We start from the raw sequence: 12,428 nt of genomic DNA on the forward strand, positions 1-12,428 counted from the left end.
AGATGTCAATCGACACCCGCCCCGAGGCGCCGGCGATTTCGCCCGCGATCCGACGTCATGGGGCCGCCGCCCGCCGCAGCAAGCGCTGGGGCAACCCGCTGGCCGGTCTGGGCTCGCTGGTCTGGCTCATCATCGTGGTCGTACCGATCTACACGCTGATCTCCTCGTCGCTGATGCACCAGGACGAGGCGCTCAACGGGGACCCGCTGGCCTTCCCCACCCACCCGACGCTCGACAACTACAACACCGTGCTGCACAGCGGCTTCTCCACGATGCTCGTCAACACGGCGATCGTCGCCGCGTCCACGGTGGCCATCGTGCTGCTGCTCGCGGTGCCCGTCGCCTACGTGGCGGTGCGCACCCGCAGCCGGCTCTCCTCGCTCGCCTTCCGGACGTTCCTGCTCGGCGTGGCGATCCCGGCGCAGGCGGTGATCGTGCCGCTGTATCTGCTCATCGGCAAGATGGGGCTCTACGACACCCTGCCCGCGATCATCCTGCCGACCGCCGCGTTCGCGATGCCGGTGGCGGTACTGGTGCTCAGCGGCACCATGCGCGATGTCTCCGAGGAGATGTACGAGGCGATGGCGCTCGACGGCGCCTCGCCCCTGCGGATGCTGTGGCAGCTGGCGATCCCGATGTCCAAGGCCGGCATCAGCACGGTGGCGATCTACACGGCGCTCCAGGCGTGGAACGGCTTCCTCTTCCCGCTGATCCTGACGCAGTCGGAGGAGAACCGGGTACTGACCCTCGGTCTCTTCAACTTCATGACCCAGTTCGGAGTCAACATCCCCGCCGTCCTGGCCGCGATCGTCCTCTCCGTCGTACCCATCTTCGCCGTCTACCTCGTGGCACGGAAGGCGCTGATCAACGGACTGATGGGGGTGGGCGGCAAGTAACGCACCCACGCCGCCCCGCACTACCGCACTCATGAGAGGAACCCCTGCCGCCATGGCAATCCCCCCTGCCCCGCATGCCCACCAGGCCTCCAGGCCCACCGCCGTCGACGGCCCGTGGCGCGACCCTTCACTCACCCCCGAGACACGGGTGGCCGACCTCGTCGCCCGGATGACGCTCGAGGAGAAGGCCGCGCAGCTGTACGGAGTCTGGGTGGGCGCCGACGCGGACGGTGACGGGGTCGCACCGCACCAGAACGACATGGTCGACCCGGTCGACTGGGACGAGCTCACCACCCGCGGCCTCGGCCAGCTGACCAGGCCGTTCGGTACCGCCCCGGTGGACCCCGGCGTCGGCGCCGTCTCCCTGGCCCGGGCCCAGGAGCGGATCGTGGAGGCCGGACGGTTCGGTATCCCGGCGCTCGCCCACGAGGAGTGCCTCGCGGGCTTCACCGCCTGGGGTGCCACCGCGTACCCCGTCCCGCTGTCCTGGGGAGCCGCCTGGAACCCGGAGCTGGTCACCGAGATGGCCCACCGCATCGGCCGCGACATGCGGTCGGTGGGCATCCACCAGGGGCTGGCACCCGTTCTCGACGTGGTGCGCGACCTGCGCTGGGGCCGAGTGGAGGAGACCATCGGCGAGGACCCGTACCTGGTCGCCACCATCGGCACCGCGTACGTCCGCGGCCTGGAATCCGCCGGGATCGTCGCCACTCTCAAGCACTTCGCCGGATACGCCGCCTCGGCGGGCGCCCGCAACCTGGCTCCGGTCCGGGCCGGTGTGCGCGAGATGGCCGACGTCGTCCTCCCGCCCTTCGAGATGGCGCTGCGGGAAGGGGGCGCCCGCTCGGTGATGCACTCGTACGCCGAGATCGACGGCGTGCCCGCGGCGGCCGACCCGGCGCTGCTCACCGAGCTGCTCAGGGACACCTGGGGGTTCGACGGCACCGTCGTCGCCGACTACTTCGGCATCGGCTTCCTGGAGACACTGCACAAGGTCGCCGCGGACCGCGGCGACGCCGCCCGCCTCGCGCTGAACGCCGGGGTCGACGTGGAACTGCCCACCGTCCGCAGTTACGGCGATGCGCTCGTCGCCGCCGTGCGCGACGGCTCCGTGGCCGAGGAGCTGGTCGACCGGGCGCTGAACCGGGTCCTGCTGCAGAAGTGCGAACTCGGACTGCTCGACCCGGAATGGTCGCCGCTGCCGGCCGTGCTGATCGGGGCGGACCCCGAGCAGGCACGTGCCACGGTGGACCTCGACCCGCCGGAGAACCGGGCACTCGCCCGGCAGCTGGCCGAGCAGGCCGTCGTGCTGCTCGCCAACCCCGGCGATGCGCTGCCGTTGCGCGGCGACGGCCGGATCGCGGTCGTCGGCCCGCGCGCCGACGACGCCCTGGCCATGCTCGGCTGCTACTCCTTCCCCAGCCACGTGGGGGTCTCCCACCCCGAGGTGCCGATGGGAATCGACATTCCGACCGTCCTCGAAGCGTTGCGGGGGGAGTTCCCCGGCGCGGACATCGGCTCGGCGGCCGGCTGCGACGTGGACGGCACGGACACCTCCGGCATCGAGGCGGCGGCCGAACTCGCCCGCCACAGCGATGTGTGCCTCGCCGTGCTCGGCGACCGGGCCGGACTGTTCGGCCGCGGCACCTCCGGTGAGGGCTGCGACGCCGCCGACCTCGCCCTGCCCGGTGTCCAGGGTGAGCTGCTCGACGCACTGCTGGCCACCGGAACCCCGGTGATCCTGGTGCTGCTGACGGGCCGTCCGTATGCGCTGGGCCGCTGGGCGGACCGGACGGCTGCCACCGTGCAGGCGTTCTTCCCCGGCGAGGAGGGCGGTCCGGCACTGGCCGGTGTGCTCTCCGGCCGGGTGAACCCCTCCGGCCGGCTGCCGGTCGGCGTTCCGCACGGCCCGGGCGGCCAGCCGTGGACGTATCTGCAACCGCCGCTGGGGCTGGCGAGCGGGGTCAGCAACCTGGACCCGACGCCGCTCTACCCCTTCGGACACGGCCTGTCGTACACCTCGTTCGAGTGGGAGGCCGGCGCCGCTGCCCCGGCCGAGCTCCCCACCGACGGCTCCACCGACATCGAACTCACCGTCCGCAACAGCGGGGACCGCGAAGGCGCCGAGGTGGTGCAGCTCTACGTGCACGACCCGGTCGCCCAGACCACCCGCCCGGAGTCGCGGCTGATCGGGTACGCCCGGGTGCAGCTCGCCGCCGGGCAGACCCGACGCGTGCGGTTCCACTTCCATGCCGACCTGGTGTCCTTCACCGGTATCGGCGGCCGACGGATCGTCGAACCCGGCGATCTCGCACTGCGGCTCGCGACATCCAGCGCGGCCGACGACGTCAAGCAGACCGTGAAGCTGCGGCTCACCGGTCCCGAGCGCACGGTCGATCACCGGCGCCGCCTCGTCTGCGACACGTCGATCGAACTGATCTGAATCCGCCCTTACTTGAGGGCCCGGGCCTCCCCGCTCCAGCTGCGGGGAGGATCCCGAAACTTTCGACTCGGTACTTTCCATCGAAGGGACATGTCATGCGCAAGGCAACTCAGGCTGCCGTCGTCGGCACCGCCGCCGCAGCTCTGCTGGTCTCCACGTTCACTGTCGCCGCCAGCGCCAGCCCGGACAACGCCGCCCAGCACACCACGCCGAAGAGCGACGCCGCGGCCAAGACTCTCGGCGCCCTCGGCAAGCGCGCCGACCTGCGGATCGGCACGGCGGTCGACATGTCGGCGCTCGCCTCCGACGCGCCCTACCGGGCCAAGGCCGCGAGGGAGTTCTCCTCGGTCACCCCGGAGAACGTCATGAAGTGGGAGGCCGTCGAGCCGCAGCGCGGCACGTACGACTGGTCCGCCGCGGACAAGCTGGTGGACTTCGCCAAGGAGAACGGCCAGCTGGTCCGGGGCCACACCCTGGTCTGGCACAGCCAGCTGCCCGCCTGGCTGAACAACGGTGACTTCACGGCCGACGAGCTGCGGGAGATCCTGCACAAGCACATCACCGACGAGGTGACCCACTTCAAGGGCAAGATCTGGCAGTGGGACGTCGTCAACGAGGCTTTCAACGACGACGGCACCATGCGCAACAGCATCTGGCTGCAGAAGCTCGGCCCCGGCTACATCGCCGACGCCTTCCGCTGGGCGCACCAGGCCGACCCCAAGGCCACGCTCTTCATCAACGACTACAACATCGAGGGCGTCAACGCGAAGAGCACCGCCCTCTACAACCTCGTCGTACAGCTCCGTAAGGAGCACGTGCCGGTTCACGGCGTCGGCATCCAGGGCCACCTGGACGTTCAGTACAGCGCCCCGCACGACATCGCCACCAACATGAAGCGCTTCGACGACCTCGGTCTGGAGACCGCGATCACCGAGGCCGACGTCCGCATCCCGATGCCTGCCGACAACACCGAGCTGGAGGCGCAGGCGGAGGCCTACGACGTACTGCTGCGGGGCTGCCTGCTGACCGAGCACTGCACCGACTTCACGGTGTGGGGCTTCACCGACAAGTACTCCTGGGTTCCCGGCGTCTTCACGGGCGAGGGCGCGGCGAACATCCTCGACGAGAACTACAAGGCCAAGGCCGCGTACAACGCGATGAGCGAGGATCTCACGCTGGCCGCAGGCAGGGACTGAAAGCGCACATGATCAACAGCACGCAGGAGGCGGCACAGTGATGGACGGCCTCCGGATCCATGCAGTGAAGATCACCCCGGTCGCCTTCCGCGACCCCGCGCTGCTCAACGCGGTCGGCGTGCACGAACCGTACGCACTGCGTGCGATCGTCGAGGTCGACACCGGCGAAGGCCTTGTCGGCCTCGGCGAGACCTACGCCGACGAAGGGCATCTGCGCCGGCTGCGGGCGGCCGCGGACGCCGTCGTCGGATTGGACGTGTACGCGCTCGGCGCCATGCACCGCAAGGTCGCCGAAGTCCTCTCCGGGGACAGCGGAGCCGGTGGCTCCGGGCTGACCGGGATGATCACCACCAGCAGCGCAACGGACCGGGTGTTCTCCCCGTTCGAGGTCGCCTGCCTGGACATCCAGGGCAAGGTTGCCGGCCGCCCGGTCAGTGACCTGCTCGGGGGGGCGGTACGGGACTCCGTACCGTTCAGCGCCTACCTCTTCTACAAGTGGGCCGCGCATCCGGGGCAGGAGCCTGACGACTGGGGTCCGGCGCTGGATCCGGAGGCCGTCGTCGCCCAGGCGCGCCGCATGATCTCCGAGTACGGTTTCACCGCGATCAAGCTCAAGGGCGGTGTCCGGCCGCCCGAGGAGGAGGCCGAGGCGGTCCTGGCCCTGCGTGATGCCTTCCCCGGGGTGCCGCTGCGGCTCGACCCCAACGCCGCATGGAGCGTGGAGACATCGGTCGAGGTGGCCCGCCGCCTGGAAGGTGTCCTCGAGTACCTGGAGGACCCGACGCCCGATCTGGACGGCATGGCGCAGGTGGCCAGGCAGACGCCGATCCCGCTGGCCACCAACATGTGCGTCGTCGCGTTCGAGCATCTGGCGCCCGCGGTCGAGCAGGGGTCGGTCCAGGTGGTGCTCTCCGACCACCACTACTGGGGCGGCCTGCACCGCTCCAAGCTGCTCTCCGGCATCTGCGACAACTTCGCCATGGGGTTGTCCATGCACTCCAACTCGCATCTGGGGATCAGCCTGGCCGCGATGACCCATCTGGCGGCCGCCACGCCGAACCTCACCTACGCCTGTGACACCCACTGGCCGTGGAAGACCGAGGAAGTCGTGGAACCGGGCGCGCTGACGTTCACCGACGGGGCCGTGCGGGTTCCGAAGGGGCCGGGGCTCGGCGTCGAACTCGACCGCGACGCACTCGCCCGCCTGCACGAGCAGTACCTCGACTGCGGTCTGCGCAACCGGGACGACACCGGTTACATGCAGCGGATCGACCCGGACTACGAGAAGAAGACCCCGCGCTGGTGAGTCGCGGCGGCCGACGGCTGCCGCACTCCTGCCGCGCATCAAGGCATTTCAAGGAGCATTCATGGCTTGGCTCGACTGGGCCGCCCTCGGCGGCTACTTCCTGGTGATGCTGCTCATCGGCCTCTGGTCGCACCGACGTGTCGGCGATGTGAGCGACTACTTCACCGGTGGCGGCCGGATGCCCTGGTGGCTGTCCGGCATCTCCCACCACATGTCCGGCTACAGCGCCGCCGTGTTCGTCGCCTACGCGGCCATCGCGTACAGCGTCGGCATCACCGTCTATGTCTGGGCGTTCCTGCCGCTCGCGCTGGCCACCGGTGTGGGTGCCTGGCTGTTCGCGCCGCGCTGGAACCGGCTGAGGCAGCGGTACGCGGTCGCCTCGCCGCTCGAATATCTCGCCAAGCGCTACAACGTGCCCACCCAGCAGGCGCTCGCCTGGAGCGGCGCCCTGCTCAAGGTGTTCGACGTGGCCGCCAAGTGGGCGTCCGTCGCCGTGCTGCTCAATGTGTTCACCGGCATGTCGATGACAGCCGGGATCCTGATCACCGGCGTCGTCACCCTGCTCTACTGCACCGTGGGCGGGCTCTGGGCCGATGCGCTCACCGACTTCGGGCAGTTCGTCATCCAGGGCGTCGCGGCGCTCGCCATGGTGTGGGTGGTGCTGGACCGTCTGGGCGACGGCATATCCGGTCTGGGCACGATCTGGCACAAGCTGCCCGAGGGACACGGCCACCCGCTGGTCGACCCCTACACCGCCACCTTCCTCGGTGCGTACGTCGTCGTGAAGCTCTTCGAGTACAACGGCGGCATGTGGAACCTGGCCCAGCGTTACATGGCCACGGACACCCCGAAGGCCGCCCGCCGTTCGGCCGGGCTCTCCGCGCTGCTGTACGTGATCTGGCCGGCGGTCCTGCTGTTCCCGCCCGTCGCCGCGGCCGTTCTGCTGCCGGACATCACCGAACCGCAGAAGGTCTACGCGCTGATGGCGGAGTCGTACCTGCCGGCCGGACTGGTGGGGCTGACGCTCGCCGGGATGTTCTCGCACACCATGGCCATGGCCTCGTCGGACGCCAACGCCGTCTCCGCGGTCGTCACCCGGGACATCATCCCGGCGGTCGTGCGCCGAGCCAAGGAACTGCCGCCGGCGACCGGACTGCTCATCGCCCGCGTGTGCACGGTCGTCTTCATCACCGTGAGCATGCTCGTCGCCATCGAGGCGGATCACTTCGGCGGGGTGCTGGGCATCATCGTCGGTCTGGTCGCGGCCGTGATGGGGCCGATCTCCATCCCCATGCTGCTGGGGCTGCTGCCCCTCTTCCGCAAGTGCGGGCCGCGCGCCGCCCTGTCCTCCTGGGCGCTGGGGCTGCTGGGCTACGGGCTGGTGAAGTTCGTGCTGGAGAGCACGGACCAGACCGTCATCATCGTGACCCCGCTGGTGACCTCGCTGGTGGTGTACGTGGTGGTGGGCCTGCTCAGCCCGGAGCCCGACGCGACGGCCGACGCGATCGTGGCCGCGGTGTCGCCCGCCCCCGACGGTGACAGCGAGCCGGTGGCTGCCGCGGTGCCGCAGGCCGCCGTGCCCGGCGCCTCCGACTGACGCGGCTCCGAACCCCGTACCCCCTACCCGACAACTCGTCAAGGTGCACACCCGTCCAATTTGTCATGGGTGTGAACAAAACTGGGAGAGCAGTATGGACAAGCACTTCCCGCAACATGCGAGCCGCAGATCGATTCTGGGGCTCGGACTGGGGCTCACCGCCCTGACAGCAACGCCTCTCGGCTCGCTGCTCGGTCTCTCGTCGGAGGCCCTGGCCGCCGCACCGGGCCCGGCCGGACTGCCGACCGATCCCGGCGCGTACATCTCCTTCACGCCCCGCTCGGGCAGCTTCCCGCTCTTCAGGGCGAGTGCAGCGGCCCCGATCCTGGTCAGCGACCGGGACTACGCGGGCGTCGTCCGGGTGGCCGGCGATCTCCAGGCCGACATCGAGCGCGTCACCGGTGTCCGCCCCGTTCTCTCACGGGGTGCGACACCGAAGGGCCGCGAGATCGTCATCGTCGGAACCATCGGCCGCAGCCCGCTGATCGACGGACTGATCGCCGCGGGCAAGCTCAACGTCTCCGGCATCAAGGGCAAGTGGGAGACCAGCCTCCAGACCGTCGTCGAGAAGCCGCTGCCCGGTGTGGACCGTGCCTTCGTGATCGCGGGCAGCGACCAGCGCGGCACGATCTACGGTACGTACGACGTCTCCCGGGGGATCGGTGTGTCGCCCTGGTACTGGTGGGACGACGTCACCCCCGTACACCGGGACGGCCTGTACGTCCTGCCCGGCCACCACACCCAGGGCACCCCGGTCGTGAAGTACCGCGGGTTCTTCATCAACGACGAGAACCCGGCGCTCGGCACGTGGGCACCGGCGTTCTTCGGCCCCGGCAAGGCCCCCGGTTTCGAGGGCGGCTTCAACGCCGACTTCTACGCCAAGATCTTCGAAGTGATGCTGCGCCTCAAGGCCAACTACCTCTGGCCGGCTGTCTGGGGCCGAGCGTTCGCCGAGGACGACCCGAAGAACCACGCCACCGCGAAGGCGTACGGCGTCGTCATGGGCACCTCGCACGAGGCGCCCATGATGCGCGGTATCGAGGAGTGGAACCGGCACGCCGTAGCCGCCGTCCGGGACAGCGCGGGCAACATCACCACCCCCGGTCACGACCCCTACGGCGGCACCGGCGAGTGGTCGTTCCGCCGCAACGCCGAGGCGATCAAGGCGTACTGGGCCGACGGCATCCGCCGGATGAAGGACGAGGACTTCGAGGGCATCGTCACCCTCGGCATGCGCGGCAACGGCGATGTCAGCCTGCCGGACGGCGACGGCATCGAGCTGATGACCGAGATCATCGCCACACAGCGGCAGATCCTGGCCGAGGTCTCCGGCAAGGACGTCACCACGATTCCGCAGGTGTGGACCCTCTACAAGGAGGTCCAGCGTTACTGGGACCGCGGCTTGCGGGTGCCCGACGACGTCACCGTCGTCCTCACCGACGACAACTGGGCCAACATCCGTAAGCTCCCCGACCTCAAGAACGATGCGCGCGACGGTGGTTACGGCCTCTACTACCACTTCGACTACGTCGGGGTGGGTCGCAACTACAAGTGGGTGGACACCACTTCGCTGCCGAACATGTGGGACCAGCTCCACCAGTCCGCCGCCTACGGGAACCACGGCCTCTGGGTCACCAATGTCGGCGACCTCAAGGGCAACGAACTGCCCACGCAGTTCTTCCTGGAGTACGCCTGGAACCCCGACCGCTGGACCCTCGACCGGCTGCCGGAGTGGGAGGAGCAGTACGCCCGGCAGAACTTCGGCGAGCAGCAGGCCGAGGACATCGCCGAGGTGCTCCGCAGCTATGCGCAGCTGCAGTCCCGGCGCAAGCCCGAGCTGCTCAACCGCAAGATCACCCTCGACCCGGCCAAGGACCCCGCCAAGGACGCGTCGGCGATCGTCTACGACGACCAGGCCACCCCGTTCAGCCTCACCGACTACCGCGAGCTGGAGCGTGTCACCGAGGAGTGGCAGCAGCTCGGAGCCGACGCCGAACGGATCGGCCGCAAGCTCCCCGCCTCCGTCCAGGACGCCTGGTACGAGCTGGTCGGCTACGAGGTGCAGGCCACCGCCAACCTCTACGCCCTGCGTGAGGCCGAGTTCAAGAACCTGCACTACGCGGCGCAGGGCCGGGCCCTCACCAACGATCTGGCGGCCGCCGCCGAGGCCCGACTCGCCGACGACCTGGCGCTGGCGGACCGCTTCAACACGAAGGTCGCCGACGGGAAGTGGCAGGGGTTCCAGACCCAGCCGCACATCGACTACGGCGATGTGGCCCGCTACGGGCCGAACGCCCCCTGGCAGCAGCCCGAGCTCAACAACGTCGCCATCAAGGACGTACTGTTCCCCGCGGTCAAGCGCATCGACCTCCCGGCCGGCGCCGAGATGGGCGTGGCCGTCGACGGCTCGGACAAGTGGTGGCCCGAGGAGAGCTCCCCGGCCGTGCTGCCGGCCTTCAGCCCGTACCAGAGCCAGGCCGCACAGCACATCGAGGTGTTCAACCGGGGCGCCGCCCCGTTCGACTACCGGATCCGGACAGGGGCCTCCTGGCTCGTCGCCGACCGCGTCAGGGGCCGGGTCGACAAGCAGGACCGGATCACCTTCCGCGTCGACTGGTCGCGGGCGCCCAAGGGTGTCACGGAGGTGCCGATCACGGTCAGCGGTCCGGACGGCCGCGAGGTCGGCGTCCAGGCCGTGATCGACCACCCCAAGGAGCGGCGCTCGCAGCTCGAAGGGTTCGTCGAGGCCAACGGATACGTCTCCATCGAGGCGGACCACTACTCCCGTTCCGTCGGCGCCAGCGGGATCACCTGGCAGCGCATCCCCGGAATCGGACGGACCGGCGCCGGTATGGAGCCCTTCCCGGTCACCGCCGCCCGCCAGACTCCGGGCGGCGGCAGTCCGCGGCTGGAGTACCGGGTCAGCCTGTTCACCACCGGGCCGGTCACGGTGCACGCGTACCTGTCGCCCCGGAACAACGCGCTGGCGTCCGACGGCCTCACGTACGCCGTCTCCTTCGACGACGACGCGCCGCAGAGGGTGAACGTCACGGCGGTGACGGGATCCGACGACGGCACCATGAACGTCCAGTGGGCGCGCAACACCTCCGACAACGTCAACCGCACCAGTACGGTGCACCACATCGGCCGGGCCGGTGTGCATGTGCTGAAATTCTGGATGGTCGACCCGACGGTGGTGCTGCAGAACCTGGTGGTCGACACCGGCGGCCTCAAGCCCAGCTACCTGGGCCCGCAGGAGAGTCTCCGGCTGAAGTGAGCCATGGGACGGGCAAGGGGAACTGAGCGATGAAGAGTGAGATCGAGGACGCCGACGGACACGGTGCGATCCTGGGCGTGACCCCCGTTGGGGCGGGGGTCGAGGTCCGGGTATCGGGTCCGGCGGGGGAGCTCTCACTGATCTGCACCCCTGCCCGGTCCCGGGAACTGGCTGCGGCTCTCGCCCGTGCGGCGGACGAGGTGGAGAGCGCGCAGTCGGCTGAGCCCGTCACCGTCACGGCGCAGGAGCTGCGCCGCGGTGACGTACGGGACGGCGACCGGGCCATGACGGTGGAAGCCGTCAGGGTCGACGGGGCCACCGCCTACGTCACCTGGAAGTCGGGCGCCGGGCGCAGCTGGACCCAGGGCTACGACGCGGACGTGGAGATCACGCTGCGGCGCCGCGCCTGAGTCGTGAACGGCTCGCAGACGAGGCCCTTCCCGGATTCAGGGAGGGCCTCGCCTGCGTTGTCGCGTTGTACGAGAACCTTCGTAATTTGACGGACGTCGTAGTACGGGAGGTATCGTACTAGCGGTCCTGTCGTCCCGGCGAAACGGAGTCCGCCGTGAGTGTCCTGTTCGAGCCCTGCACCTTGAGGTCGCTTGTCGTACCCAACCGGGTGTGGATGGCGCCCATGTGTCAGTACAGCGCGGAAGCGGTGGGGCCGAATGCAGGCGTCGCGACCGACTGGCACTTCGCCCACCTCGCGGCACGCGCCGCCGGCGGGACCGGTCTCATCCTCACCGAGGCGACGGCCGTCAGCCCCGAAGGCCGGATCAGCCCCGCCGACCTCGGTATCTGGAACGACACCCAGGTGGCCGCCCTCCGGCGGATCACCTCCTTCATCAAGGGTCAGGGCTCCATCGCCGGCATCCAGCTCGCCCACGCCGGCCGCAAGGCGTCGACCGCTGCCCCCTGGCAGGGTGGAGGGCCCGTGGGACCGGACGAGCACGGCTGGCAGCCCGTCGCCCCCAGCCCGCTCCCGTTCGACGAGGGCCATCCCATACCGCACGAGCTGACCGTGGACGAGATCCACGGCGTCATCGACCAGTTCCGCGAAGCCGCTCGCCGGGCCCTCGACGCGGGCTTCGAGGTCGCCGAGGTGCACGGAGCCCACGGGTACCTCGTAGGACAGTTCCTCTCCCCGTACAGCAACCGGCGCACGGACGAGTACGGGGGCAGCTTCGACAACCGCGTCCGGTTCGCCCTGCAGGTCGTCGACGCCGTGCGCGAGGTATGGCCGGAGGACCTGCCCGTCTTCTTTCGGATCTCGGCCACGGACTGGCTCACCGAGAACGACGAGGACGACCGTGAGGGCTGGACCGTCGACGAGACGGTACGGCTGGCCAAGGAGTTGCAGGCCCACGGCGTCGACCTGCTGGACGTCTCCAGCGGCGGCAACGCTCCGAACGCCCGCATCACGACGGGCCCCGGATACCAGGTCCCCTTCGCCGCGCGGGTGCGCGAGGAGACCTCGCTGCCCGTCGCGGCCGTGGGACTGATCACCGAGCCGCAGCAGGCGGAGAAGATCGTGGCCGACGGGCAGGCGGACGCCGTGCTCCTCGGGCGGGAGCTGCTGCGGAGCCCGTCATGGGCACAGCACGCGGCGCGCGAACTGGGCGGCGAGGTCCACAGGCCCGCCCAGTACCTTCGAGCCGTCTGACACCGACGAGCCCTCGCCGGACACCCGGCGGGGGCTCGGTGCGTAGCGAG

General features: G+C 69.7%; 8 protein-coding genes. All 8 read left to right on the forward strand.

Annotated elements, in window-relative coordinates:
* Nucleotides 1-2 precede the first annotated feature (2 nt).
* Nucleotides 3-896: a carbohydrate ABC transporter permease gene (locus OHA03_RS28925; protein ID WP_267006661.1), complete on the forward strand. Its 894-nt coding sequence runs from the start codon at nucleotides 3-5 to the stop codon at nucleotides 894-896.
* A 52-nt stretch (nucleotides 897-948) separates the two neighbouring features.
* Complete coding sequence (locus tag OHA03_RS28930) at nucleotides 949-3,339, forward strand: glycoside hydrolase family 3 N-terminal domain-containing protein (RefSeq protein WP_267006662.1); 2,391 nt, start codon at nucleotides 949-951, stop codon at nucleotides 3,337-3,339.
* Between the two features lie 95 nt (nucleotides 3,340-3,434).
* On the forward strand, nucleotides 3,435-4,535 hold the full coding sequence (locus OHA03_RS28935; protein ID WP_267006663.1) for an endo-1,4-beta-xylanase: 1,101 nt from the start codon (nucleotides 3,435-3,437) through the stop codon (nucleotides 4,533-4,535).
* Nucleotides 4,536-4,575: 40 nt separating this feature from the next.
* On the forward strand, nucleotides 4,576-5,841 hold the full coding sequence (locus OHA03_RS28940; protein WP_267006664.1) for a glucarate dehydratase family protein: 1,266 nt from the start codon (nucleotides 4,576-4,578) through the stop codon (nucleotides 5,839-5,841).
* A 61-nt stretch (nucleotides 5,842-5,902) separates the two neighbouring features.
* On the forward strand, nucleotides 5,903-7,438 hold the full coding sequence (locus tag OHA03_RS28945; protein WP_267006665.1) for a sodium:solute symporter family protein: 1,536 nt from the start codon (nucleotides 5,903-5,905) through the stop codon (nucleotides 7,436-7,438).
* Between the two features lie 94 nt (nucleotides 7,439-7,532).
* A complete protein-coding gene (locus tag OHA03_RS28950) occupies nucleotides 7,533-10,715 on the forward strand; it encodes a glycosyl hydrolase 115 family protein (protein ID WP_267006666.1) in 3,183 nt (1,060 codons plus the stop codon).
* A gap of 29 nt (nucleotides 10,716-10,744) precedes the next feature.
* Nucleotides 10,745-11,125: a hypothetical protein gene (locus tag OHA03_RS28955; protein ID WP_267006667.1), complete on the forward strand. Its 381-nt coding sequence runs from the start codon at nucleotides 10,745-10,747 to the stop codon at nucleotides 11,123-11,125.
* Between the two features lie 155 nt (nucleotides 11,126-11,280).
* A complete protein-coding gene (locus OHA03_RS28960) occupies nucleotides 11,281-12,378 on the forward strand; it encodes an NADH:flavin oxidoreductase/NADH oxidase (RefSeq protein ID WP_267006668.1) in 1,098 nt (365 codons plus the stop codon).
* The last annotated feature ends 50 nt before the right edge of the window (nucleotides 12,379-12,428 follow it).

This window comes from Streptomyces sp. NBC_00154, from assembly GCF_026342835.1.
GTDB lineage: Bacteria > Actinomycetota > Actinomycetes > Streptomycetales > Streptomycetaceae > Streptomyces.

What these genes read in the sequence shown, in the direction of transcription:
- OHA03_RS28925 (WP_267006661.1), top strand. Translation starts at nt 3, where the DNA reads ATGTCAATCGACACCCGCCCCGAGGCGCCGGCGATTTCGCCCGCGATC.
- OHA03_RS28930 (WP_267006662.1), top strand. Translation starts at nt 949, where the DNA reads ATGGCAATCCCCCCTGCCCCGCATGCCCACCAGGCCTCCAGGCCCACC.
- OHA03_RS28935 (WP_267006663.1), top strand. Translation starts at nt 3,435, where the DNA reads ATGCGCAAGGCAACTCAGGCTGCCGTCGTCGGCACCGCCGCCGCAGCT.
- OHA03_RS28940 (WP_267006664.1), top strand. Translation starts at nt 4,576, where the DNA reads ATGGACGGCCTCCGGATCCATGCAGTGAAGATCACCCCGGTCGCCTTC.
- OHA03_RS28945 (WP_267006665.1), top strand. Translation starts at nt 5,903, where the DNA reads ATGGCTTGGCTCGACTGGGCCGCCCTCGGCGGCTACTTCCTGGTGATG.
- OHA03_RS28950 (WP_267006666.1), top strand. Translation starts at nt 7,533, where the DNA reads ATGGACAAGCACTTCCCGCAACATGCGAGCCGCAGATCGATTCTGGGG.
- OHA03_RS28955 (WP_267006667.1), top strand. Translation starts at nt 10,745, where the DNA reads ATGAAGAGTGAGATCGAGGACGCCGACGGACACGGTGCGATCCTGGGC.